The following is a 23,449-nucleotide window of genomic DNA, read 5'->3' as shown; positions in this document are numbered from 1 at the left end:
AACAACGATGACTGACACCACCTTCGAGGTGCACGACCCCGCCACCGGCGCGGTCATCGACACCGTCGCCGACGGCACCGTCGCCGACGCGACCGCCGCGGTCGACGCTGCCTCCGCGGCTTTCCCGGCCTGGGCCGCGACGCCCGCCCGGGTCCGCGCCGAGATCCTGCGTCGTTGCTACGACCTGATGATCCGCGACGCCGACCTGCTCACCGGCCTGATCGCCTCGGAGAACGGCAAGTCCGTCGCCGACGCCCGCGCCGAGGTCAACTACGCCGCCGAGTTCTTCCGCTGGTTCAGCGAGGAGGCCGTCCGCGGCGAGGGCACGTACGGCGACGCGCCGGCCGGCAACGCCAAGACCCTGGTGACCTACGCCCCCGTCGGCGTGGCCGCGCTGATCACGCCGTGGAACTTCCCGGCTGCGATGGCGACCCGCAAGATCGCGCCGGCCCTGGCCGCCGGTTGCACCGTCGTCCTCAAGCCGGCCGCGGAGACCCCGCTGACCGCGCTCGCGGTGGCGAGGATCCTGCTCGAGGCCGGCGTGCCCGAGGGCGTCGTCAACGTGGTCCCGACCACCGACGCCGCCGCCGTCGTGACGGCCTGGCTGGAGGACGCCCGTGTCCGCAAGGTCAGCTTCACCGGCTCCACCGGTGTCGGCCGCACCCTGCTGCGCCAGGCGGCGGACCGAGTCCTCAACTCCAGCATGGAGCTGGGCGGCAACGCGCCGTTCGTCATCACCGCCGACGCCGACATCGACGCGGCCGTCGCCGGCGCGATGATCGCCAAGTTCCGTGGTGGCGGCCAGGCCTGCACCGCGGCCAACCGGTTCTACGTGCACGCCGACGTCGCCGTCGAGTTCGTCGACAAGTTCTCGGCCGCCGTCGCCGCGCTCAAGGTCGGCCCGTCCGCGGACGAGTCCAACCAGATCGGCCCGGTCATCAGCGAGAAGGCGCTCACCGGCATCACCAAGCTGGTCGACGCCGCGGTCGCCGACGGCGCGAAGATCGCCGTGCAGGGCACCGTCCCTGCCGACGGCTGGTTCTTCCCGCCGACGATCCTGGTCGACGTACCCGTCGGTGCGCCGATCCTCTCCGAGGAGATCTTCGGCCCGGTTGCGCCGATCGTCACCTGGACCGACGAGGCCGAGCTGCTCGCGTCGGTCAACGACACCGAGTTCGGCCTGGCGGCCTACGTGTACGCCGGCCGCCTCCAGGACGCGCTGCGCCTCGGCGAGCGGATCGACGCCGGCATGGTCGGCATCAACCGCGGCATCGTCTCCGACCCCTCCGCGCCGTTCGGCGGGGTCAAGCAGAGCGGCATCGGCCGCGAGGGCGCCCACGAGGGCATCCGCGAGTACCAGGAGACGCGCTACTACAGCGTCGACTGGAGCTGAGTCAGTCACGAGGTTCAGCTCCGGGCCGCCCCTCACCGTGCCGATGGTGAGGGGCGGTTCCGCTTTTTTCTCAGCCGGGGAGCCGGGCCGGCAGGTCGAACGTGTCGAGGACCTGCTCGTCGATGAAGACCGAGTTCCGGGTGAACCCGGCCTCCGACAGCGTGAGGACCTGCAGCGTGTGCCGGTGGTAGCTGCCGTCACGCAGCACGTACGCCGCGAAGCCCGGCTGGCCGTTGGCCTCGACCGGGACCGTGCGCCAGTCGGTGCCGTTGACCTCGAAGACCCAGTCCATGAAGACGCCGTAGTTCTCCGGCCCGCGGAACCAGTTGGTCATCGGCGGCATCTCCATCACCACGTCGGCGCTGAGCAGCCGCTTGAGGGCGTCGACGTCGGCCGCAGTGAAGGCCGCCGTGTAGCGGTCGACCCACGCCCTCGCCTCGACCTCGTCCGGCTCCCTGGTGGCGTCGACATCGACCTTCGCCATGCTCGCCCGGGCCCGCAGCAGTGCACTGTTCACCGAGACGACGGTCGTGTCGATGATCTCCGCGGTCTCCGCCGCCGAGAAGTCGAGGACGTCGCGCAGCACCAGCACCGCGCGCTGCCGGGCGGACAGGTGGTGCAGCGCGGCGACGAACGCGAGCCGCATGCTGCTCGGGTCGACCCCGGGCACGCGGGCGTCCGGCATCGGCTGCAGCCACGGCACCTCCCCCAGCTCGAACGGGCCGCGCGGGTCCGTCTCGGGCACCAGGCCGGACGGCAGCGGGCGTCGGTTGCCGCCCTTCAGCGCGGTGAGGCAGGCGTTGGTGGCGATGCGGTACAGCCACGTGCGCACCGAGGCCCGCTGGTCGTCGTACCGCTCCCGGGCACGCCATGCGCGCAGGTAGGTCTCCTGCACGACGTCCTCAGCGTCGTGGGCCGAGCCGAGCATGCGGTAGCAGTGTGCCGTGAGCTCACTGCGGAACGGCTCGAGCTGCCGGGCGAACCCGGCGTCGTCGTACGTGCTTGTCACCGGGCTCCGATCAGGCAGGGCTGTTGTGGTACGCCGCGATCATCCACCTGCCGTCGCGTCGTTCGAACACCCAGGTGGCGTTGACCATCCGCTCGGCCGGCACGTCGGTCTCGCCGGCGAGCAGGATCCCCGCCTCGCTGCGCGCGATCGCCGCGTCGGCGCCGAGGAAGCGCAGGTCGACGCGGCGATCGACGGCGGTGCTGCCCTTGAGCGGTCCGGCGAAGCCCGCGGCCATGGCGTCGCGGACTGCAGTCCGGGAGGGACGCAGCGAGCCGGGCATGATCGCGGTGGCGTCCTCGGTGTAGTGCTGCACGAAGCCGTCGGCGTCGTTGTCGGCCCAGGCCCGGTAGGTCTCGGCGAGGACGGCGTCGATCTGGTCGACATCGGTGGTGTGGTCGGTCTTGTTGGTGTCCATGCACTACGTACCGCCGGGATCGACGGAACTCACCGGGTGCGACCGAACTTCTTTCCTGTGCTCAGGCGGCGAGGTCGTCGCGGGCCACGACGCCCTGGGCGACGACCAGCTGGACCCGCTCCATCGCGGTGAGGTCGTCGAGCGGGTTGTCGTCGAGGACGACGAGGTCGGCGAGGTGGCCCGGCGTCAGCCGGCCGACCTGACCCTGCCAGCCGAGCAACCGGGCCGCGGTGGTGGTCGCGCCGCGCAGCGCGTCGAGCGCCGGGACACCGGTCTCGCCGATCAGCCGCACCTCGCTGCCGATCGAGCGGGTCGCCGTACCGAAGGTGTCGGTGCCGGCCACGACCGGGATGCCGAGCTCGTGGGCACGCAGGACGGCGGCCTTCAGGACGGGCCCGTAGTCGCGCCCACGCTGGGCCAGGATCGGGTCCGGGTCGTCCGCGAGGCCCAGGATCGGGCCGAGGGTCGGGGTGAAGTACGTGCCGCGCCGCACCATCAGCTCGAGGGTCTCCTCGCTGACGAAGACGCCGTGCTCGAGGCTCCGGATTCCGGCCGCGACCGCACCGTGGCAGCCCTCGGCGCTGTAGGCGTGGCAGAGCACACCGGCTCCGCCGCGGCGCGCCGCCCGGACGACCGCGCCGACCTGGGTCTCGTCGTACACGAGCTCGAGGGGGTCCTGCGCGGCGATGCCGGCGCGCGGGTTGGCCCGGGTCTTCACGACGTCGACGTCACGGGAGAGGTTGACCCGGACCAGGTACGCCAGCGCCTCGGGCGAGCGGACACCACCGGCGAGGCTCGCGAGCGGGGCCAGGTCGGGGTCGGCGAGGACGGTGTCGCCGAGGTCGGGCGTCACGAAGACACCGGCCGCCCGCATCCGCGGGACGACGCCGGGCTTCCACGTCGCCAACGGCCGCATCGCCACGTCCTGGTAGAAGTTCGAGGTCCCGCTGCGGATCGACGTCGCCCCGGCGTGCAGCACGCCCGCCGCGTCGGCGAGCGCGTTGACGTGGACGTGCACGTCGACCAGGCCGGGCAGGATCCAGCCGCCGCCGGTGTCGATCGTGCGTGCGGTCCCGGACACCTCCCGTACGGCGGCCCGGGTGGCGTCGCGGCTGCCGGACGCCAGCACCCGGCCCTCGGCGAGCACGACGACCGCGTCCTCGACCACGTCGCCGGTCAGCGGGTCGAGCAGCGGTCCGCCCTGCACCACGAGCGGTGGTGGGACCGGCGGCCGGCCCGGGAAGCGTCGACCGGGCGCGCGGCGGGCGGCGCCCGTCGTACCGTCGGCCTCGCTCGCGGTGGCGACAGTGCTGACGCCGGCGAGGGCGGCTGCGCCGGCCAGGACTCCGCGTCGGGTCACCACCGAGTGGATCGAGCCGGGCACCTCGGCACTCTCGTCACACATCGACACCACCTCCCGCTCCAGCACAGGCTCTTCACGCTATGCCGCTCGGAGACGGGTGTCGACGGTCAAAATCGGGTAGCCGGAGGCGCACCTCCCGCCGGGGGCCGGCGGTTTCGGCCGTGCTCAGTCCTCGGTGCTCGTGCCGCGCTCGCGCGGCGGTCGGTACAGGTCGTCCACGGCAGCATCGATGTCCTGGTCGCTGCGCTCGACGGGCTCGACGTACAGCCGTGCGGCCGCGACGAGGCCGTCGTGCACGGTGAGGATGAGGACTCCACGCATGGCGAAGGGCGAGCCGTCCGTGTGGCGACCTGTCCAGTCGACCTCACCCCACTCGACGTCCCCGTCGCGGGCGGTGGCCACGAGCTCGGCCCGGAAGTCCGGTACGCCGGCGAAGACCGCGGTCCAGTTCTCCAGCACCTGCTGACGTCCGGAGAACGCCCGGCCCGGGTGGGCGGGTTGCCGGCTGTCGTAGTCCTCGGCGAAGTACGACGCGAAGAGCGCTGCGTCGTGGAGGTTCTGCGCCGCGGTGAGGCGCTCGAGGAGGCTGCTCACGAGGTCGAAACTAGGTCAGCTCCGCGAGCGCGGCCACGCCGGCAGGCGTGGACGCCGCCAGCCGCTCGAGAGCACTGTCGAGTGCCGGTGATCCGGCGTGGCCGGGCGGGATCCGCGCCGGGTTGATCGCGGCGGAGCTGGCCCACTCCTTGATGTCGGGCTCCGCCGAGAACGCCATCGCGGCGCGGGTGCCCAGGGCGTTCATCCGGGCCCACTCCACCATCGAGTTGCCGTACGGCGTGGGCGGGCACAGCCGGTTCTTCTCGTCGTCGTCGTGGCGGGTGGCCTCGACGTACCCGGTCAGCGCGGCACCGAAGCAGGGGAACCCGGCCCGGATCGCCTGCAGGGTCATCGACCCTGGCTGCCACCCCGGCACCTGCGGCGGGTACTTCAGACCGTCTGCCGCACAATGCACGACGACGGCGTCCTCGGCGATCCCCACGTCCCCGTCGGCGAAGGTGAGGCTGCCTCGCCGCACCGACACGACGTGGCCGTGCCGCACCACGTTCTCCAGGGTGCGCAGCTGCTCCAGCTCCCAGGTGGCGAGCGTTGGCGCCTTGGCCATCGTCGGCATCACGGTGCGGTCGATCCGCAGCATCACGCCGGCGTCCTCGAGGCCGAGGAACAGGTCCTCGACCGAGGACGCGCGCGCCGCCGTCGACATGACGTCGGCGGCCATGGCGAGGAAGACCTCGGGCCGCGGCTGGACGACCGCCCGGTTCATCATCCACGGGTCACGGGCCCGCACCCAGCAGATCGCATCGGGATCCACGCCCCGGGACAGCAACCAGATGCAGGCATCGGTCGCGGTCTTGCCCGCCCCGACGACGATGTACTGGCTCGGCGCCTCCTCCAGTCGCGCGAGCTCGTTCACCGCCAGCACCCGGGCACCGTCGGAGACCTCGAACGGGGGCGGCTTCTCCGCCGGGATGCTGGGCGCGAGGTAGCGCGCATCGACGACGCGGCAGCGTTCCGGCACGACGAACCGCTCCCCCGAGATGCGCGAGGCGACCGTGCGGTCACCGACGTACTCGCTGTTCGGGAAGAACTCGACCCGGCCGGACTCGACCATCCGGTCGAGGGCCCGGGCGTAGTAGGCGCAGACCTCCGCCTGCGTGGCCCGCTCCTGCAGGCCCTCCTCCGGCCCGTGCTGCTGGAGCTGACCACCGCCCAGCAGGGTCGACGCGACGCCGTAGAACGCGGAGGCCTGGTGCAGGCGCACGAACGGGTACGCCTCGAGCCAGTGCCCGCTCACCCCGTGACGGCGGTCGACGAGAGCCACCCGTACGTCGGCATGGTCGACCAGGGCGTCCGTGAAGGCCATCCCCATCGCGCCGGCCCCCACCACGAGGTAGTCGGCATCGACGATGCGCGTCATGGATCCACGAAAGCACCTGTACGTGAGGGTGTCCACGCCTCAGCCCGCTGCCGGTCGGAGTCGCGCTGGGCCGTAGGGTTTCCTCGTGAAGGCTCTGCTGCTCGAGAACATCCATCCGGCCGCCGTCGAGACCCTGGAGGCCCGGGGCTACGAGGTGGAGCTGCGACCGGGCTCCCTGTCCGAGGACGAGCTGCTCGCCGCCCTGCCGGGTGTGCACCTGCTCGGTGTGCGCTCCAACACGAACGTGACCACGAAGGTCCTCGAGTCCGCGTCCGACCTCGTCGCCGTCGGCTGCTTCTGCATCGGCACCAACCAGGTCGACCTGAAGACCGCTGCCGCCCAGGGCATCGGCGTGTTCAACGCGCCGTACTCCAACACGCGCAGCGTCGTCGAGCTGGTCATCGCCGAGATCATCGCGCTCGCGCGCCGCCTGCCGGAGAAGACCCAGCGCATGCACGAGGGCGTCTGGGACAAGTCGGCCAAGGGCAGCCACGAGGTCCGCGGCCGCACGCTCGGCATCGTCGGGTACGGCAACATCGGCACCCAGCTCTCCACCGTCGCGGAGGCCCTCGGCTTCAACGTCGTCTTCTACGACACCGCCGACCGCCCCGCCCACGGCACCGCCCGCCGCGTGCGCTCGCTGAAGGAGCTGCTCGAGGTCTCCGACGTCGTCAGCCTCCACGTCGACGGCCGCCCGGGCAACGCCGGCTTCTTCGGTGCCGCCGAGTTCGCCGCGATGAAGCCGCGCGCCCTGTTCATCAATGCCTCGCGCGGCATGGTCGTCGACAACGAGGCCCTGCGCGACCACCTGGTCTCCGGCCACATCGCCGGCGCCGCCGTCGACGTCTTCCCGGCCGAGCCCAAGGCCCAGGGCGACGCCTTCGAGTCCGTGCTGCGCGGCCTCGACAACGTCATCCTGACGCCGCACATCGGTGGTTCCACGCAGGAGGCGCAGGAGGAGATCGGCTGGTTCGTCGCCGAGAAGCTCGCCCGCTTCGCCCTCGAGGGCAGCACCGCGCTCTCGGTGAACCTGCCCGCCGTCCAGCCGCCCGAGCTGCCCACCGGTCGCCGCCTCGGCCTGCTGCACCACAACGTCCCCGGCGTCCTCGCGGACCTCAACGCCACCTTCGCCGAGGCCGGCGACAACGTCGTCGACCAGGTCCTGTCCACCAAGGACGGACTCGGCTACGTCGTCATCGACGCCGCCGAGCCCCTCTCCACCGCCGCCCTCGACCGGCTCCGCGCAGCCGAGTACGCCGTGTGGGCACGCACCTGGTGAACGCCTGAGGGCCTTTCCACACCTCGCCACCTGCTGGTGGCGCCTGCCGCCCGGATCGGGATAGCGTCGCGAACGCGTCCCCGGTCCGGGCGCTGCAATTCTCGGGAGGACCTTTGCGTACGACGAAATGTGCCGCCCTCGCGGCCGTGGTGCTGCTAGCGCTTGCCGGGTGCTCGGACGGCGACGCGTCGCCGCGGGATCCGTCCTCGACGTGGACCCCGACGGGGAAGATGGAGACGCCCACGTCGGCCGCGCCCGATCCGGTCGAGCCGGAGCTGCCCGCTGCTGCTGCCGAAGCGAGTGAGGCCGGGGCTCGGGCGTTCATCGAGTACTACTGGGAGCTGATCAACTACGCCCAGGCGACGGGCGACGTGACCGGCCTGAAGTCCGTCTCCGGGACGACGTGCGAGGGCTGTCGGCGCGCCATCAATGCCGTCACCGACCTCTACACGGCCGGCGGACACACCGAGGGCGGTGACTACACCTTGACCGTCCGGCACCTGAAGGACGTGTCCCCAAAGGACAGGTCGATCTACGGGATGGAGGTTGCGCTCACCGCTCGCAACGCTGCACAGACCATCGTTCGAGGCGATGGCAGCAAGGAAGGTGTAGCGCCGAAGGACAACCGCTTCATCGCGTATCTGATCTGGGTCGACGGTGCATGGCGAACAGACGTCCTGGAGTCGAGGTGAGGGCGGCGCTCGCCGTCGCGGTGATCTGCTCCGTGACGTGGAGCGGGGCGGCCGTGGCCGACGGCGATGATCCCGATCCCGAGGTCACGGCCGGGACTACAGAAGGCGGGTTGGTCGCCGATGCCATCGACGGTGACAACACCCGAGGAGCAGAGGGGCAGCCGGCACCGGCTGGCAACGCGTCCTCGGGGCCCACTCCCAACGGCCCAACCATCCTGATCGGCCAAGCTGCTTGCCCGGGCGCCGAGCAGGCAGGGTCCACCCCAGAGATCGCCGTGTCGTACTGCGGTGCCGAGGAAACGCCGGTACTCACCGTCGACGACGTCCGCAGAGCGTTCGCCGAGCTCAAGCTCGACCCCGGCACCCTGGTGATCCAACCGCCCGACGGCCTCACCCTGGTCAACTTCAAGACCAACTTCTACACCACCACCACGACCCCGACCACCGTGACGGTCACCCTCCTCGACCAACCCGTCACCCTCGAAGCCACCCCCGCCACCTACACCTGGCACTTCGGCGACGGCCAGACAACCAGCACCACCGAACCCGGCGCGCCCTACCCGGCCCTCACCATCACCCACAACTACAAGCTCAAGGGCAACTACCTGCCGAGCCTCTCCACCACCTACACCGGCCGCTACCAGGTCGCCGACGGCCCCTGGCAGACCATCCCCGGCACGGTCACCATCGACGGCCCCGGCCAACCGCTGCGCGCGATCGAGGCGAAGCCCAAGCTCGTCGGCTACTGACGTCGAGCTCACGCGGCGTAGTCGAGGAGCATCTGCGTGACCATCACATCCGCACGCGTGGGTTCCTCACCAGCCCGTGGGCTGGTGATACGTCGCGTTCCGGTCGGATCGACCAGGTAGAAGGCCCCGTAGGGATCGCGCCAGATCACGATCCCGGGGAACGGATGTCGCACCTGCCATCCGGCATGGGTCTTGATCCGATGGTGCGTCCTTGTCAACGGCCCCAGGTTCTCGATCCCCGTGACCCCGCCCTCGCTGTACGGCACCGCATGGTCCAGATCCATCCGCCGCGACGTGTTCGCCGCGAACGGGAACACATCGGCGGGATGGATCAGATGGACTGCCTCACGCAACCGGGCCGGGATCTCGTAGGCATCCACCGGCGCCATCCCCGCGACATCCACCACCGGCGTCACCTGCACCTTCGCCGCGCTGCCGTCCAGCATCTCCATCACCCTGCCGACGGTGACCGGGCCATGACCCTCCACCCGGACGATCGGCGAGTCGGCGTACAGATGCAGGTAGACCTTCGCCCGCACCTTCACCGGACCCACCGTCTCGTCGAGCTCGTGATGGGCGGCCGGGTTCAGCAACAACGCAGCGGCCGCGACCCGACGATCATTCACCGACGCATCGGGCATCGTCTCCGTGAACCGGTGGGCGACCGCGGTCACGGCAGCATCGATCCCCGCGATCGTGACCGCGTCGGCCTTGATCACGAAGGTCGCCATACCGTGCCGATTGACGCGGGAGGCCCGGGCGCAACGTTCCTTGGCCGCAGCCTCCTCACGAGCCCGAGCCAGCTCCGGCGCTGCCGCGGCGACCTTGCCCTCGACCAGCAACTCGAAGCGCGACCACGACAACCGGCCGTCCGCGGCCTCGACCACCTCGACGTCGACCCATCCTGCTTCCTCGACCGACAGCTCCCGGGTCGCCGCAGCGACCCACCGGGCGTGGGGTACCCGCACCGTCCCGGCCTCGACGCCTGCCCACAACCTGGGCAGGCGGAGCACCAGGTCGAGCGCGTCCGCGATCAACCGCCGCGCGCCGTAGGGGCTGGTCTGGATCCGCGCGCCGAACGCTGCAGCAGCGTGCTCGGTCACCCACGGAGTCCCCGCCCCACCGAGCCGGCGCGCACGCGACCGACCACGACGATCCGACGGGGGCAGCCGGTCGGGATGGTGCAGCACCGCCCACTGGTACGCCGCCCGCAACACCTGCCGCTCGGCCTCCAGGCGCGCAGCATGAGCAGCCTCGACGAAGTCGAGAACCCCCTCAGCCGGCAGACCCGCCAGGTCCGCCACCGCCCGATCGGTGACCATGCCGACACCCCATCACGCGGGTCCGACACAAAGGTGCTGCGTGGTCCGACAGCCCCGAGGAGAATCGCCCGATGGCACGCGTGCGGGACACCTGCTGGCCGAGGAAGCGGACTAGGCAGGCTTGCCCGGCAGCACCGACAGCAGCTCGTAGGCCACGTGCGCGGCGGCGATGCCGGTGATCTCGGCGTGGTCGTACGCCGGAGACACCTCGACGATGTCGGCGCCGACGACGTTGAGGCCCTCGAGGCCGCGGAGCACCTCGAGCAGCTGGGCACTGGAGAGGCCGCCGGCCTCGGGGGTGCCGGTGCCGGGGGCGAAGGCGGGGTCGAGGACGTCGATGTCGAGCGACACGTAGACCGGGCGGTCGCCGAGGCGGTCGCGCATCCGGTTGATGATGTCGTCGATCGGCGAGCGCACGAAGTCGCGGGCGTGGACGGCGGAGAAGCCCAGCGCCTCGGACTCGTCGAGGTCGAGCTTGCTGTAGAGCGGCCCGCGGATGCCCATGTGCATCGCGTGGGTGAAGTCGATCAGCCCCTCCTCGGACGCACGACGGAACGGCGTGCCGTGGGTGTACGGCGCACCGAAGTACGTGTCCCACGTGTCGAGGTGCGCGTCGAAGTGGAGCACGGCGATCGGTCCGTGCCGCTCGGCCTGTACCCGCAGCAGCGGCAGGGCGATGGTGTGGTCGCCGCCGATGGTGAGCAGGGTGCGCGAGGTACCGGACAGCTCGCGGGCGCCGGTCTCGATCGAAGCGATCGCCTCGTCGAGCGAGAACGGGTTGGCGCCGAGGTCTCCGGCGTCGGCGACCTGCGCCCGGTTGAACGGCTCGGTGTCGTTGGCCGGGTTGTAGGGCCGCAGCAGCCGCGAGGACTGGCGGATGTGGTTCGGGCCGAAGCGCGCGCCGGGGCGGTAGGAGACACCGCCGTCGAAGGGCACGCCCCACACGACGGTGTCGGCGTCGCGGACGTCGCTGAGCCGCGGCAGGCGGGCGAAGGTGGTGTCCCCCGCGTACCGCGGGATCTGGGTCGCGTCGACGGGTCCGACGGTCATGCTGCGCCTCCCTGGCTGGTCACTTCTCGGCTCCGCCCAGCGTGAGCCACCGCACGTCCGAACGGGAGAGGTCTATCATCCAATGTCGACGAAGGGCATTGGAGGATCCTCCAATCAGGACAGGGCCCGCAACGCCAGGAACAGGTCGACCCGGTCGGCGGTCGAGGCCAGCGAGCGGCCGGTCAGCTCCTCGACCCGCTTCATCCGGTGCCGCAGCGTGTTGATGTGCACGTGCAGCGCGTCCGCCGTCTCCTGCCAGCGCCCGCCGCCGTCGAGGAAGGCACGCAGCGTGGCGACCAGCTCGGTCCCCCGGTCACGGTCGCTGTCGAGCACCCCGCCGAGCACGGTCCGGGCGAGCGCCTCGAGCACCGCCGGGTCCTGCGCCGCGAGCAGCACCGCCGGGCTGGCCAGCTCCTCGTGGGTCAGCCAGCCCTCGACGCCCCGGGCCACCAGCGCGTCGGCGGCGTGCCGCGCCTGGAGCAGGCTGACCCGCAGCTCCCCGGCCGCGGCCGGCTGCCCGACACCGACGTACCCGGCGACCGGCACCCGGGCGACGTCCTCGCCCACCAGGCACACGACGTCGTCGGCCCGCTCGACGATGAGGTACGGCGCCAGCGCGGCCGCGACCGCCTCCGGGCCCACGCCCCGGGCGACCAGGCAGCGCAGCGTGCGGTCGAGCGGGACCCCGAGCGCCTCGAGGCGGGCGGTCACCGCCGACGCAGCCACGCCGGTGGCGATCCACTCGACCACCTCCCACGCGTAGCGCTGCTCCGTGGCACGCACGGCCCGCTCCCGCTCCAGCTCGAGGGCCAGGAAGGGCATCGCACTGGACACGGCGGCCTGGACGTCGACGTCGAGCTCGACGAGCGGGCGCGGCAGGACCAGCGACGCGTCGGCGAGACCCTCGCCGATCAGCGTCACCGGACAGCCGTGCTCGGGGACGGGGCCGTGGGTCGTCGTACCGGCGACGACCGCGACCTCGATGCCGAGCCGTCTGCGCAGCACCCGCAGCACGGAGTCGACCCCGCGCTCGGCCCGCAGCGCGGCGACGATGGCACCGTGGTGCTCGAGCTGGCGACGCAGTGGCGCCTCCCACTCGACCCGTTTGGCGGCGACGAACACCTCGGCCAGCTGGACGAACGGCACCGCGACGGGCACCGCGAAGCAGGTCAGCCCGCGCTCGCGAGCAGCGGCGACCAGCTCGGCCGGCGGCTCCTCGTCCGGGGCGAGCCGTCCGAAGCCGACGGCGATCGCGCCCGCGTCCGCGACCTTCGACAGCCAGGCCGCGGGCGTCTGGCCGAGCCGTTGCCAGGCACCGGTGGTGAGCACGACCTCGCCGCCGCGGAGGAACTCCCCGGGGTCGGCGACCTCGATGCTGTGCACCATGCGGACCTCACGGCCCGGCGCACCGGGGACCAGCACCTCGAGACCGAGCGCAGGGTCGTCGAGCAGCTCGTGGAGCAGCACCTCTCCCCCGCTCAGCAGGCGAACTGGCGGCGGTAGCTCTGCGGACTGACCCCGCGCACCCGCACGAAGTGGTGGCGCAGCGTCGCGGCGTTGCCGAAGCCGACCTCGCCCGCGATCCACTCGACCGGCTGCTCGGTGCGCTCCAGCAGCTCCTCGGCGGCATTGACCCGCTGCCGGGTGACCCAGTGGTGGGGCGTCGTACCGGTCTCGTCGCGGAACCGCCGCGCGAAGGTGCGCGGCGACATCAGCGCACGCTTGGCCAGGGCCTCGACCGAGTGGTCCTCACCGAGGTTCTCCAGGATCCAGGTGAGCAGCGGCCGCAGGGTGTCGGCCTCGCAGTCGGGAACGGCGCGGGCGATGTACTGGGCCTGTCCCCCGTCGCGGTACGGCGGTACGACGGCTCGGCGCGCGATGACGTTGGCGACCGCGGCGCCGTACTCCTGACGCCAGATGTGGAGCGCCGCATCGAGGCCGGCCGCGCTGCCTGCGCCGGTGACGACCTGGCCGGCGTCGACGTAGAGGACCTCGGGGATCACCTTGGCGAGCGGGTACTCCCGCTGCAGCCGCTCGGTGTGCATCCAGTGCGTCGTGCACTCGCGGCCGTCGAGCAGGCCGGCCTGGCCGAGCACGAAGGAGCCGCTGCACACCGACATCAGGCGGGCGCCGCGGTCGGCCGCGGCGCGGATGGCGTCGACGACCACGGCGGACGCGACGCCGCCCTTGATCGCGGGGATGGCGACCAGGTCGGCGTCGGCAACGCGGTCCAGGCCGTGGGCGGCCTGCATGGTGAAGCCCATCGAGGTGCGCATCGGCCGGTCGTCCTCGGCGCACACGGCGAAGTCGATCGCCGGCACGCCGTCCTCGGTGCGGTCGATCCCGAAGGCCTCGCAGAGGATCCCCAGCTCGAAGGGGGCGACGCCGTCGAAGGCGATCACAGCCACGTTGGTCAGCACCCGACCACTGTCGCAGCCCGTTGGCAGAAAATCAACGCAGGCCGTCTTTTCTGCCACTGGTGGCAGGATCCACACGGGAGCAGAATTTCTGCCATGACCACCGCACTGATCCTCCTCCTGCTCGTCGCGGGCCTCGGCGCCCTCCTCATCTGGGCCCGCCACGACGGCCTCGACGCCGACCACGGCCCGGACGCGGACCGCGCCGCGGCTCACCGCCCGCGCAGGCCCAGCCGCACCGAGCTCGCCGGGCTCGCCGCGTCGGCGGCACCGGTCCCCTTCACCCACACCTCGAGGCTCCGCGGCCGGATCGCCGCGACGCTGCGCCGCTTCACGACCACCTCCAGCAGCGTCGCCTCGCCGGCAGCCAGCACCGGCGTGCGCCAGGTTCCGGCCCGCACCTCGGCCGTCACGTCCCGCCCGGCCGCGAGGTAGCGGACCCGGTACCGCCCGCCCGCCGACCCCGCCACCACGGCGAGGTCGGTGGCCCGGACGCTGGAGTTCGTCACCCTCAGCAGGGCGCGACGCACCACCCCGCGCCGGGGCAGGTGCAGGACGCGCTTCTCGTTCCAGCTCCCCGCCGACCGCACCGCGATCGCGGGATCGGGCGACGTGACGACGTACGTACGGCGCGCCACCGTGGTGTTGCCGGAGCCGTCGACGGCGGTGACGGTGTAGGTCTGCGGCCCGACGGCGCCGGTCGGGACAGCTGCGGACCAGGTGCAGGACTGGAGGGTCGAGCCGCCGCGGTCGGTGCACCGCACCTGCGGGGCGACCTGGTCGCCCCGGTCGTAGTGCCCGTCACCGGGCAGCGACACGCTCACCACGGGGTCGGTCCGGTCCGGGACCTCGGCCTTCTCGGCGCGATAGCTGAACACCGAGGGCGCCGCGAGCTCCCACACGATCGTGCCGTCCGGATCCACCTCGCTGACCAGCGCCTGCTTGTCCGCGGCCCAGTCGACCAGGGTGTTGCCGCCGGGCAGGCGCCGTGCCGAGCCGGCGAAGTAGGCGAACCGGCCCGGATGCGACCAGCTGCTGACCAGGGTCGCGGTCATCGCGTCCTCGTCCAGCGCGTACTCGGTCACCCGCGTGGTCGCGCGGTTGATCGTCGCGCCGAGACGGTCCGCCGGGTCCACGCAGTACGACGGGTTCAGGCCGAGCACCGTGGAGCCGTTGTCGAAGACCAGCAGGTGGCCGTCGGGCAGCCGGCTCACCGTGTGCTGGGCGCACGGGCCGCCGTCGGGGTCGCCGACGAAGGTGAAGTCGTTGAGCCGCCCGCCGAAGCGCCACACCACGTCCCCGCGGTGGAATCCGTCGTGGTCGGACCAGGCGATGCGCAGCGCGGCGCTGAGGTGGCGGAACGAGGCGAGCACGTCGCCGTCCGGCAGCAGCTGGATCGCGTTGATGTGCGCCCAGTCCGGCGAGGCACCGGCCGTCGTCTCGACCGCGGGATCGAGGACGTCGCCGCTGTCCCAGGTGTGGACGACGGCGCCGGCCGGGTCGACCTCCTGGATGACCGCGTCGACCAGCCCGGTGACGGCGTCCGGCTCGTAGGCGACGAACAGCCGGCTGCCGTCGGGACGCAGGATCACGTCGTGGTTGTCGGTGTTGACCAGCCCGACCGTGCGCGAGGTCGCGACGTCTCCGAACCGTTCATCCAGCTCCACCAGGTCCCAGTCGCTGGTCGCGCCCGGACGGCGGACCATCACCGTGTAGTGCCCGTGGGGCGCCGGCTTGAGGTCGGCGACCGACGTACCGAAGTCGCGCAGTTGCGCCGGCACGCCGTTGCGGTCGAGCGCCACCGCGACGGTGCCCAGGGTCAGCAGCACGTTGCCGTCGGAGACGCCCGGACCGTCGACCACCGTGGTGATCTCGGGGAAGGCTGCCGGCAGGTACACCAGCGCGTAGGCGTGGTGCCCGGTCGCGTCGTCGACGATCACCGAGACCTCGTCGCCCGAGGTCAGCCCCGCGACCTCGGTCGGCCCGGTGACGACCGCCCCGTCCACGCGTACGACGCCCGCAGGGTCACTCGTCGTCGCCGACACCGTCACGCGGCCACCGGTCGCGGCGGAGGTCGCGACGCCGTACCGGCTGATCGTGGGGTCGAACACCGGCCGCAGCGCGACGCCGTCACCGGTGACCGCGACCTCGATCGTCGGCGCCGGCTCGGCGGATGCGGCGGGAACGCCGAGCAGGGCCAGCACGACGGCGAGGAGCACGGCTGGAGCACGCATGCAGGTCACCATCGGCCGGACCGTCGCGCCCCTGAGGTCCCTTGCCGAAAAGCCCGAAGGCCCCGACCGTGCGGTCGGGGCCTTCGTGGTTGCTGCGGTGAAGCGTGGGGCGATCAGTTGCCGCCGGTCAGCTTCTCGCGAAGCGCCTGCAGCGCCTCGTCGGACGCGAGCGAGCCGCCCACGGTGTCGCCGCCGTCGGCCGGAGCGGAGGAGTACGAGCTGGACTCGCCGGCCTCGATCTCGGCCTGCTTGGCGTCGGCCTGCTGCTTGACGTGGGCCTCCCAGCGAGCGTGCGCCTTGGCGTACTGCTCCTCCCACTTCGCACGCTGCTCGTCGAAGCCCTCGAGCCACTCGCCCGTCTCGGGGTCGAAGCCCTCGGGGTAGATGTAGTTGCCCTGGTCGTCGTACGTGGCCTCCATGCCGTACAGCGTCGGGTCGAACTCCTCGACGTCCGCCGCGGCAGCGGTCTCGTTGGCCTGCTTGAGCGAGAGGGAGATCCGGCGACGCTCGAGGTCGATGTCGATGATCTTGACCATGACGTCGTCGCCGACCTGGACGACCTGCTCCGGGATCTCGACGTGGCGCTCGGCCAGCTCGGAGATGTGGACCAGGCCCTCGATGCCCTCCTCGACCCGCACGAACGAGCCGAAGGGAACGAGCTTGGTGACCTTGCCGGGGACGATCTGACCGATCTGGTGGGTCCGCGCGAAGTGCTGCCACGGGTCCTCCTGGGTCGCCTTCAGCGACAGGGAGACACGCTCGCGGTCCATGTCGACGTCGAGGACCTCGACGGTGACCTCGTCACCCACGGTGACGACCTCGGACGGGTGGTCGATGTGCTTCCAGGACAGCTCCGAGACGTGGACGAGACCGTCGACGCCGCCGAGGTCCACGAACGCACCGAAGTTGACGATCGAGGACACGACACCCTTGCGGATCTGGCCCTTCTGGAGCTGGGTGAGGAAGCCGTGGCGAACCTCGGACTGGGTCTGCTCGAGCCAGGCACGGCGCGACAGGACCACGTTGTTGCGGTTCTTGTCGAGCTCGATGATCTTGGCCTCGAGGGTCTGACCGACGTACGGCTGCAGGTCGCGGACCCGGCGCATCTCGACGAGCGAGGCGGGGAGGAAGCCGCGGAGGCCGATGTCGATGATGAGGCCGCCCTTGACGACCTCGATGACGGTGCCCTCGACGACGCCGTCGGCCTCCTTGATCTCCTCGATCGTGCCCCAGGCGCGCTCGTACTGGGCGCGCTTCTTGGACAGGATCAGGCGACCCTCCTTGTCCTCCTTCTGGAGAACGAGAGCCTCGACCTTGTCGCCCACCTGGACGACCTCGGACGGGTCGACGTCGTGCTTGATCGACAGCTCGCGCGAGGGGATGACGCCCTCGGTCTTGTAGCCGATGTCCAGCAGGACCTCGTCACGGTCCACCTTGACGATGGTGCCGTCGACGATGTCGCCGTCGTTGAAGTACTTGATGGTCGCGTCGATGGCGGCCAGGAAGTCCGCCTCCGAGCCGATGTCGTTGACCGCGACCTGGGGCGCGTTGTCGTCGTAGCTGCTCGAGAGCGGGGTCGAGAGGGTGCTCGTCATGTAGGTGGTCAGTCCTTGAAGTGGGCAGATGTAGTCGGGATGATGCGGCTGTGGACCGCCGCCCGGGCGGGCAGGCCAGAACACAGACGTTCCAGAGTACGCGCCGCCCGAGGCGGGAGTCCAACCGGCGGCGACTATCCTCGGCAGACGTGCAGGACGTCGAGGGCGCAGAAGGCGTCGAAGCATGGCCACATCCCCCCGTGACCGCTCACCGGCGGGCCGCCGACGAGCTGGAGTCGCAGCGTGCGAACGGTGCCGACTGGGACCGGTACGCCGACGAGTACCAGGCCACCCACGGCGGGTTCCTCGGTGACATCGGCTTCGTCTGGGGCCCGGAGGGACTGACCGAGGAGGCGGCCGGGATCCTCGGCGACGTGCGCGACCGCGACGTGCTCGAGGTCGGCTCCGGCGCCGGCCAGTGCTCGCGCTGGGTACGCAGCCAGGGCGGTCGGGCAACAGGGCTCGACCTCTCCCACCGGCAGCTGCAGCACTCGCGCCGCATCGACGAGGCGAGCGGGGTCGTCGTCCCCAGCGTGCTCGGCACCGCCACCGCGCTCCCGTTCGCCGACAGCAGCTTCGACGTGGTGTTCTCGTCGTTCGGGGCGCTGCAGTTCGTGGCCGACATCGACGTCGCGGTCGCCGAGACCGCGCGGGTGCTGCGCCCGGGCGGCCGGTTCGCGTTCTCGATCACCCACCCGACGCGGTGGATGTTCCCCGACGACCCCGGCGAGGAGGGGTTGATCGCATCCCAGTCGTACTGGGACCGCACGCCCTACGTCGAGATCGACGACGAGACCGGCCTGACGTCGTACGTCGAGCACCACCGCACGCTCGGTGACTGGGTCGCACTGCTGGCAGGTGCCGGTTTCCGGCTGACCACGCTGCTCGAGCCGGAGTGGCCCGAGGGTCACGAGCGGCTCTGGGGCGGGTGGTCCGGGACCCGCGGCCGGTTCACGCCCGGGACCGCGATCTTCGGCGCCGATCTCTAGGGTTGACCCGTGGACGCTGAGGAGATCGCCAAGTCGGCCGAGCTGGAGCACCGACACTGGTGGTACGCCGCCCGTCGGGCCCTCGTGCGCCGTACCGTCCGCGAGTGGCCGGTGGGCCGAGCCATCGACGTCGGCTGCGGCATGGGTGGCAACACCGCGGTGCTGCGCGAGCTCGGCTGGCAGGCGGTCGGCGTCGAGTACACCGACACCGGCTCCGACATCGCGGCAGCGCGCGGGATCCCCGTCCTGCAGGGCGATGGCCGGCACCTGCCGGTCGCCGATGCCTCGGTCGACCTGGTGATGTCGACCGACGCGTGGGAACACATCGACGACGACGTGGCCGTGGCGCGCGAGACCGCGCGGGTGCTGCGTCCCGGCGGCCGCGTGCTGGTGGCGGTGCCGGCCGGAATGGCGCTGTGGAGCGGGCACGACGTCGCGCTCGGCCACGTGCGCCGCTACGAGAAGCAGCAGCTCGCCGACCTCGTGACCGGCGCCGGGCTCGTCATCGACAACCTGTGGTCGTGGAACGTCCTGCTCCGACCGGTCGTCCGGGCCCGCCGCCGCAACAAGCACGCCGCCGAGAGCGAGATGGAGGAGGTGCACCCGGTGCTGAACGCCGGCCTGCGCGCCGCCCTCGCCGTCGAGCGTGGGCTGCCGGTCAAGCGCCTGCCGGGCGTCAGCCTGGTCGTCCTCGCCCACAAGCCGTGAGTGCCGACGACAGCGACTGGGTCGCCGATCCGCGGATCGGCTGGCGGATCCTGCTGACCGCGAGCCTGCCGGCACAGGTGCGGACCGCCGAGCTGGCCGGGCGGCTGGACGCACTGGTCCGCGCCGAGGGCTGGACCGCGCGCCCGCCGCTCACCGCACCGACCATCGCCCACCTGTACGACGCCCTGGTCGCCCCGGCGCCCGATCCGCTCCTGGTCGGCGTCCACGGCCGCGACGTCGTGGTGTCGGCCCACCACAGCGCGCTCGACGGCCTCGGCCTGCTGACCGTCCTCGACCGGCTCGGGCTCGGTCCGGCGACGTCGTCGGCCCGTGGCGTCGGCGACCGGACGACGACCGGCAGTCTCGTCGCGACGGTGGCGCGCCGCCTCGGCGAGGTGGCCTTCCGCCCGCCCGCCCAGGTGACTCCCCCGTCCGCACCGGTACCGGGCCCCGGCGACGTGCTGGTCACGGCCGAGCTGCCGGGCACGGTGGGCGCTGCCCCGCTGGTCCACGCTGCGGCCCGGGCCGTGGTGCGTCACCAGGCCGCCCGCGGCCGGCAGGCCCGTCACGTCGCGGTCGCCGTCGGGGCGGTCCGCGACCAGTCCGCAGGAGACGAGCTCGCGGACCACAGCGTGCTGCTGCGCCTGGGCGACGTCGAGCGGCTCGACCTCGCGGGCGTCGCCACGGCGCTGCGCACCGCCCCCGTCGTCACGCCGCCGACGCCGGCCCGCGAACAGCCGTGGTCGCGTCTCGCCGGCCGGGCTGCCATGGGCGGGCTGCGCCTTCTGGCCCCTCGGCTGGGCTCGACGCTGCTGGTGTCCCACCTGGGCGAGGTGGACGCCCCCCACGTCGAGCGCCTCGTCTTCCATCCGGTCACCGCCGGCGGGACGGGCATCTCGCTCGGCGCCGTCGGGCATCGCGGCCGCACGACGTTGACCCTGCGTGCCCGCGCCGCTCAGTGGAACGACAACGGCCTCGAGCAGCTGCTCGAGGCCGTCGTCTCCCTCCTGCGAGAGGAGTCCTGAGGGGCTCAGGCGTCGACGAGTGCCTTGTGGTCGTTGCCCGCCGCCCGCTGCTGACGGGCGCCCTTGCCGAGGAACACGCCGCCGGCGGCCAGGGCCGCGCCGAGCAGCAGGAGGAGGCCCGGGAAGACCAGCTTCATGCCGCCGAGCAGCCTGGAGTTGCCCTTGGCGTCGCTGACCAGGTCGTCGACCTGGGCCTTCGTGTACTGCACGGTGCCGGTGAACGCCGGGACGCTGGTGCCGTCGTAGCGCAGCTCCTGGACGCGGTCCTCGACCCGGTTGACCGGCGACCCGGTGGTCGGCTCGACCCAGAACGTCCGGGTCATCTGGTACCACATCTCGGCGTCGACGTTGCCCGTGGCGGTCGAGCCGAAGACCGACGCGGGGACGCTGCGGGTCTCGACCTTGGTCTCGGGGATGGTCTGCACGAACTTGTAGACCTTGAGACCGTCGATCTTCTCCTCGCCCTCGAACTTCGCGTCGACGGCCTTGCCCAGCGTGCCGTCCCAGACCGGGTAGTCCTTCTTCTCCGTGGCGAACGGGAACTTGTAGATCAGCCCCTTGCGGGTGACATCGACCCGCTCCACCTTGGTGAAGTCGTCGGCGCTGGCGACCTCCTCCCACGAGCCGCACTTCGCGCAGTCGACCGCCGCACCCGTCTTGCCGTCGAACGGCGCCCGCTCACGGGTCTGCTGGAAGTTCGTGCCATCGGCCCGCTTGACGGTCGTCGAGTTCACCCAGACCACCGTGTCGCCCGACGCCTTGACGCCGCTGTCGGCGATGGTGAAGGACGTGATGTCGAGGTCAGAGGTCTCCGGCGCGAGCACCTCGGGATCGGAGTTGAAGATCTCAGCCCCCTTGGCCTCGAGCTTGGTGGTCCCCTCGTAGTCGGGGGGCACGTTCGCGAGCACGGGGTAGGCGTAGAAGCGGACCAGAGCGGCCGCCACGATCAGGAAGACACCGAGTCCGACGGACACGGCGGCGAGCTTGCTGCGCATGGGCGAGCCTCTCAGACGGCCACGCGAGCGTCGCGTGGGTGGTGACGGTCGGGCAGCGCGGCCGCGTGCCCGAGGAGCTGGGTGGTCAGGTCGCGCGCCTGCAGGCGCATCTGCGACCAGTCGAACTTGTGGGCCCAGGCCAGGCACGCCTCGGCGCGCCGGACGCGGGTCCCCGGGTCGGCGGTGTCGACCAGGGCGGCGGTCAACGCCTCGGTGATCCGGGTGACGACGGTGGCGGGATCCTCGCTGTCGGGGACCAGCCAGCCGCTCTCCCCCGGCCGGATCGAGTCGCGCAGCCCGGGAACGTCCCGGGCCACGGTGGGGACGCCGTGGGCGGCCGCGTCGATGACGGCCTGGCCCCAGCCCTCGGCGTCGGAGGCGCACACGTGCACCGCCGCCCGAGCGAGGAGGGCGTCCTTGGCGGCGGCCGGCAGGAATCCGTGGAAGCTCACCTGTCCGGTCAGACCGAGCTCGGCAGCCCGGGCGACCAGCCGGTCGCGCTCCGGTCCGCGGCCGATGACGTCGACCCGGATCGTGCGACCGGCGAGCTCGGCCCGGTCCTGCGCCCGACGCACCGCGTCGAGCACGAGGTCGACCCGCTTGTGGGTGACCAACCGGCCGAGGACGACGACCCGGTCGGGATCCTTCGCGGTGGCGTCGACCAGGTCGGCGGCCGGCAGGTCCGCGCCGTTCTCCAGGATCCGGACGTCGCCGGTCCAGCCGAGCTGCTCGCGCATCTCGGCCACGGTCGACGCGGACACCGCGGCGGTGACCTGGTGCCGGTAGACGCGGCGCATCGCGACCCGCTCCATCCAGCGGCCGAAGGCCGCCACCGGAGCCGGGAAGTGCACCGCGAACTGAGCCTGGTGCACGTGGTGGACGATCAGCAGGGCCGGCGTGCCGCGACGCAGGACCAGCGGCGAGAAGGACGGCAGACCGCAGGCCGGGTCGATCACGGCGTCGATCCGGCGCCGGTGCCGCAGCAGCCAGGTCAGCGCGAACAGGTAGAAGGTGAGCGCCCCGCCGCCCCGTCGTACGTCGATCCCGTCGCGCACCTCGCGCGGCGCCTGACCCTCGTCGCGGGCAGTCACGAAGTGCACCCGCGCGCCGGCCTCGTGCAGCGCCCGGGCGAACTGCCAGGCGTAGATCTCCGCGCCGCCGGCCAGCGAGTGGTCGAGGTCGCGCCAGTTGACGACCACGACCCGCTTGCCGGCGAGCTCTGCACCGAACCCGGTCACGCCTGGCTCCCGGCGAGCACCACCGGAACGGCCGCCACCGGCTCGGGCCGGTCGAGGGCCCGGCAGCGCCAGGCGATCCGGGCCAGCTCGGCGAAGGACGCCGCCCCGTGCCGCGACGGCACGAAGGTGGACCCGGGCACGTCGGTCCAGGTCACCGGGATCTCCCGCACCTGGGCGCCGAGTCCGCGCAGGCGCACGAGCAGCTCGACGTCGAACGAGAACCCGGCCGTCTCCAGACGGCGGGCGGCCGAACGGGCCACGCTGCCGCGGAACACCTTGAACCCGCACTGGGTGTCGGCGATCCCCGGGACCAGCCGGCGGGCCAGACGGCGGTAGGCAGCCGCGCCGAGCGAGCGGGTGCGGCAGTGCCGCGCCTCGGTCTCGCTGCCGGCGACGGCCCGCGACCCGATGACGACGTCTGCACCGAGCAGCACCTCGCGCCAGGCCGCCTCGATCGCGTCGAGGCCGGTCGCGCCGTCGGCGTCCATGAAGCACACCAGGTCGGCGTCGGTGGCGAGCAGCCCCGCGCGGACCGCGGCGCCCTTGCCGCGGCGTGCGCACCGCACCACCCGGACGGGCAGCGCCGCGGAGTCGGCTTCACGCGCGACCTCCGCGGTGCGGTCGGTGCTCGCGTTGTCGACGACGAGCACCTCGACCCGGCCGAGCACCCCGCGGTGCGCCGTCACGTGACGACGCAGCTCCCGCAAGGTGCGCGGCAGCCGACGTTCCTCGTTGTACGCCGGAATGACGATCTGCAGCATCGGACCCTCCCAAGCCGTCTGCTCAGCCGTCCCCCTCCCGAGGGACGGTACGACGAACCGCTCCCCAGCGACCGAGGTCACCGGGGGTGCGGCGAGGGCGCCCTACTTGCTGGCGTAGCTGTAGAGCTTCTCGTTGCTGACGGGCTTGTGCTCACCCTGCGCGGCGTTGACGCCGGCGACGAGGACAGCGGTCGAGGCGAGTGCCCCGACGACAGTGGCGATGATCGTGTTCATGCGACGGTC

22 protein-coding genes are annotated in these 23,449 nt (G+C 72.0%); 7 read left to right on the top strand and 15 right to left on the bottom strand.

What is annotated here, in order from left to right:
• The first annotated feature begins 7 nt into the window (after positions 1 to 7).
• Positions 8 to 1,393 carry an NAD-dependent succinate-semialdehyde dehydrogenase gene (locus ACZYRU_RS10825; RefSeq protein WP_488957087.1) on the top strand — a complete coding sequence of 462 codons (1,386 nt, stop codon included), beginning with the start codon at positions 8 to 10 and terminating at the stop codon, positions 1,391 to 1,393.
• Positions 1,394 to 1,463: 70 nt separating this feature from the next.
• Here ACZYRU_RS10825 and ACZYRU_RS10820 read toward each other — a convergent pair whose 3' ends face one another.
• The 5 genes from ACZYRU_RS10820 to ACZYRU_RS10800 all read right to left on the bottom strand — a co-directional run bounded on the left by ACZYRU_RS10820 (position 1,464) and on the right by ACZYRU_RS10800 (position 6,152).
• Positions 1,464 to 2,402, bottom strand: a complete 939-nt coding sequence (locus tag ACZYRU_RS10820; RefSeq protein ID WP_488957086.1) for a sigma-70 family RNA polymerase sigma factor — start codon at positions 2,400 to 2,402, stop codon at positions 1,464 to 1,466.
• Between the two features lie 10 nt (positions 2,403 to 2,412).
• Positions 2,413 to 2,817, bottom strand: a complete 405-nt coding sequence (locus ACZYRU_RS10815; protein WP_488957085.1) for an SgcJ/EcaC family oxidoreductase — start codon at positions 2,815 to 2,817, stop codon at positions 2,413 to 2,415.
• Between the two features lie 61 nt (positions 2,818 to 2,878).
• The gene (locus ACZYRU_RS10810; RefSeq protein ID WP_488957084.1) at positions 2,879 to 4,222 is read right to left on the bottom strand and encodes an amidohydrolase family protein; all 1,344 of its coding nucleotides are present in this window, start codon (positions 4,220 to 4,222) and stop codon (positions 2,879 to 2,881) included.
• Positions 4,223 to 4,345: 123 nt separating this feature from the next.
• Positions 4,346 to 4,774, bottom strand: a complete 429-nt coding sequence (locus ACZYRU_RS10805) for a nuclear transport factor 2 family protein (RefSeq protein ID WP_488957083.1) — start codon at positions 4,772 to 4,774, stop codon at positions 4,346 to 4,348.
• A 10-nt stretch (positions 4,775 to 4,784) separates the two neighbouring features.
• Positions 4,785 to 6,152: an NAD(P)-binding protein gene (locus tag ACZYRU_RS10800; protein ID WP_488957082.1), complete on the bottom strand. Its 1,368-nt coding sequence runs from the start codon at positions 6,150 to 6,152 to the stop codon at positions 4,785 to 4,787.
• 85 nt (positions 6,153 to 6,237) lie between these two features.
• On the opposite strand from ACZYRU_RS10800, the gene serA reads away from it, so the two are divergent.
• The 3 genes from serA to ACZYRU_RS10785 all read left to right on the top strand — a co-directional run bounded on the left by serA (position 6,238) and on the right by ACZYRU_RS10785 (position 8,872).
• Positions 6,238 to 7,431 carry a phosphoglycerate dehydrogenase gene (gene serA, locus ACZYRU_RS10795; RefSeq protein ID WP_488957081.1) on the top strand — a complete coding sequence of 398 codons (1,194 nt, stop codon included), beginning with the start codon at positions 6,238 to 6,240 and terminating at the stop codon, positions 7,429 to 7,431.
• Positions 7,432 to 7,661: 230 nt separating this feature from the next.
• On the top strand, positions 7,662 to 8,123 hold the full coding sequence (locus ACZYRU_RS10790; RefSeq protein WP_488957080.1) for a DUF6318 family protein: 462 nt from the start codon (positions 7,662 to 7,664) through the stop codon (positions 8,121 to 8,123).
• Positions 8,120 to 8,872 (top strand): PKD domain-containing protein, encoded by a 753-nt coding sequence (locus ACZYRU_RS10785; RefSeq protein ID WP_488957079.1) that lies wholly within the window; start codon positions 8,120 to 8,122, stop codon positions 8,870 to 8,872. Before ACZYRU_RS10790 ends, ACZYRU_RS10785 begins: the two co-directional genes overlap by 4 nt.
• Positions 8,873 to 8,880: 8 nt before the next feature.
• On the opposite strand, the gene ACZYRU_RS10780 is transcribed toward ACZYRU_RS10785, so the two are convergent.
• The 6 genes from ACZYRU_RS10780 to rpsA form a co-directional block, all read right to left on the bottom strand.
• Entirely contained in the window at positions 8,881 to 10,194 is a 1,314-nt protein-coding gene (locus tag ACZYRU_RS10780) for an HNH endonuclease signature motif containing protein (protein ID WP_488957078.1), read from the bottom strand.
• 111 nt (positions 10,195 to 10,305) lie between these two features.
• The gene (gene speB / locus ACZYRU_RS10775; RefSeq protein ID WP_488957077.1) at positions 10,306 to 11,244 is read right to left on the bottom strand and encodes an agmatinase; all 939 of its coding nucleotides are present in this window, start codon (positions 11,242 to 11,244) and stop codon (positions 10,306 to 10,308) included.
• Positions 11,245 to 11,358: 114 nt separating this feature from the next.
• A complete protein-coding gene (locus tag ACZYRU_RS10770; protein WP_488957076.1) occupies positions 11,359 to 12,711 on the bottom strand; it encodes a PucR family transcriptional regulator in 1,353 nt (450 codons plus the stop codon).
• Positions 12,712 to 12,722: 11 nt separating this feature from the next.
• On the bottom strand, positions 12,723 to 13,664 hold the full coding sequence (locus ACZYRU_RS10765) for a helix-turn-helix domain-containing protein (RefSeq protein ID WP_488957075.1): 942 nt from the start codon (positions 13,662 to 13,664) through the stop codon (positions 12,723 to 12,725).
• Between the two features lie 209 nt (positions 13,665 to 13,873).
• Entirely contained in the window at positions 13,874 to 15,895 is a 2,022-nt protein-coding gene (locus ACZYRU_RS10760) for an aryl-sulfate sulfotransferase (protein ID WP_488957074.1), read from the bottom strand.
• 113 nt (positions 15,896 to 16,008) lie between these two features.
• Complete coding sequence (rpsA, locus tag ACZYRU_RS10755; protein WP_488957073.1) at positions 16,009 to 17,490, bottom strand: 30S ribosomal protein S1; 1,482 nt, start codon at positions 17,488 to 17,490, stop codon at positions 16,009 to 16,011.
• Between the two features lie 200 nt (positions 17,491 to 17,690).
• Between rpsA and ACZYRU_RS10750 the strand changes: the two genes are divergently transcribed.
• The 3 genes from ACZYRU_RS10750 to ACZYRU_RS10740 are packed head-to-tail and all read left to right on the top strand — an operon-like array spanning position 17,691 to position 20,212.
• Positions 17,691 to 18,479 carry a class I SAM-dependent methyltransferase gene (locus ACZYRU_RS10750; protein ID WP_488957072.1) on the top strand — a complete coding sequence of 263 codons (789 nt, stop codon included), beginning with the start codon at positions 17,691 to 17,693 and terminating at the stop codon, positions 18,477 to 18,479.
• A gap of 9 nt (positions 18,480 to 18,488) precedes the next feature.
• Complete coding sequence (locus ACZYRU_RS10745) at positions 18,489 to 19,187, top strand: class I SAM-dependent methyltransferase (RefSeq protein ID WP_488957071.1); 699 nt, start codon at positions 18,489 to 18,491, stop codon at positions 19,185 to 19,187.
• The gene (locus ACZYRU_RS10740; protein ID WP_488957070.1) at positions 19,184 to 20,212 is read left to right on the top strand and encodes a hypothetical protein; all 1,029 of its coding nucleotides are present in this window, start codon (positions 19,184 to 19,186) and stop codon (positions 20,210 to 20,212) included. The genes ACZYRU_RS10745 and ACZYRU_RS10740 overlap by 4 nt, the downstream gene beginning before the upstream one ends.
• A 5-nt stretch (positions 20,213 to 20,217) precedes the next feature.
• Here ACZYRU_RS10740 and pgfA read toward each other — a convergent pair whose 3' ends face one another.
• The 4 genes from pgfA to ACZYRU_RS10720 all read right to left on the bottom strand — a co-directional run bounded on the left by pgfA (position 20,218) and on the right by ACZYRU_RS10720 (position 23,440).
• Positions 20,218 to 21,207, bottom strand: coding sequence for a cell envelope lipid trafficking protein PgfA (gene pgfA / locus ACZYRU_RS10735; protein WP_488957069.1), 990 nt, complete (start codon positions 21,205 to 21,207; stop codon positions 20,218 to 20,220).
• Between the two features lie 11 nt (positions 21,208 to 21,218).
• On the bottom strand, positions 21,219 to 22,445 hold the full coding sequence (locus tag ACZYRU_RS10730; protein WP_488957068.1) for a glycosyltransferase family 4 protein: 1,227 nt from the start codon (positions 22,443 to 22,445) through the stop codon (positions 21,219 to 21,221).
• Positions 22,442 to 23,206 (bottom strand): glycosyltransferase, encoded by a 765-nt coding sequence (locus tag ACZYRU_RS10725; protein WP_488957067.1) that lies wholly within the window; start codon positions 23,204 to 23,206, stop codon positions 22,442 to 22,444. The genes ACZYRU_RS10730 and ACZYRU_RS10725 overlap by 4 nt, the downstream gene beginning before the upstream one ends.
• A gap of 102 nt (positions 23,207 to 23,308) precedes the next feature.
• Entirely contained in the window at positions 23,309 to 23,440 is a 132-nt protein-coding gene (locus ACZYRU_RS10720; protein WP_260805935.1) for a hypothetical protein, read from the bottom strand.
• Positions 23,441 to 23,449: the final 9 nt, after the last annotated feature.

It is taken from the genome of Nocardioides sp. F233, from assembly GCF_057813895.1.
The sequence above is the reverse complement of the archived record's forward strand: the minus strand, read 5'-3'. Positions and strand labels throughout refer to the sequence as shown.

What these genes read in the sequence shown, in the direction of transcription:
- ACZYRU_RS10800 (WP_488957082.1), bottom strand. Translation starts at nt 6,152, where the DNA reads ATGACGCGCATCGTCGATGCCGACTACCTCGTGGTGGGGGCCGGCGCG.
- ACZYRU_RS10725 (WP_488957067.1), bottom strand. Translation starts at nt 23,206, where the DNA reads ATGCTGCAGATCGTCATTCCGGCGTACAACGAGGAACGTCGGCTGCCG.
- pgfA (WP_488957069.1), bottom strand. Translation starts at nt 21,207, where the DNA reads ATGCGCAGCAAGCTCGCCGCCGTGTCCGTCGGACTCGGTGTCTTCCTG.
- ACZYRU_RS10780 (WP_488957078.1), bottom strand. Translation starts at nt 10,194, where the DNA reads ATGGTCACCGATCGGGCGGTGGCGGACCTGGCGGGTCTGCCGGCTGAG.
- speB (WP_488957077.1), bottom strand. Translation starts at nt 11,244, where the DNA reads ATGACCGTCGGACCCGTCGACGCGACCCAGATCCCGCGGTACGCGGGG.
- ACZYRU_RS10825 (WP_488957087.1), top strand. Translation starts at nt 8, where the DNA reads ATGACTGACACCACCTTCGAGGTGCACGACCCCGCCACCGGCGCGGTC.
- ACZYRU_RS10760 (WP_488957074.1), bottom strand. Translation starts at nt 15,895, where the DNA reads ATGCGTGCTCCAGCCGTGCTCCTCGCCGTCGTGCTGGCCCTGCTCGGC.
- rpsA (WP_488957073.1), bottom strand. Translation starts at nt 17,490, where the DNA reads ATGACGAGCACCCTCTCGACCCCGCTCTCGAGCAGCTACGACGACAAC.
- ACZYRU_RS10810 (WP_488957084.1), bottom strand. Translation starts at nt 4,222, where the DNA reads ATGTGTGACGAGAGTGCCGAGGTGCCCGGCTCGATCCACTCGGTGGTG.
- ACZYRU_RS10815 (WP_488957085.1), bottom strand. Translation starts at nt 2,817, where the DNA reads ATGGACACCAACAAGACCGACCACACCACCGATGTCGACCAGATCGAC.
- ACZYRU_RS10720 (WP_260805935.1), bottom strand. Translation starts at nt 23,440, where the DNA reads ATGAACACGATCATCGCCACTGTCGTCGGGGCACTCGCCTCGACCGCT.
- ACZYRU_RS10790 (WP_488957080.1), top strand. Translation starts at nt 7,662, where the DNA reads ATGGAGACGCCCACGTCGGCCGCGCCCGATCCGGTCGAGCCGGAGCTG.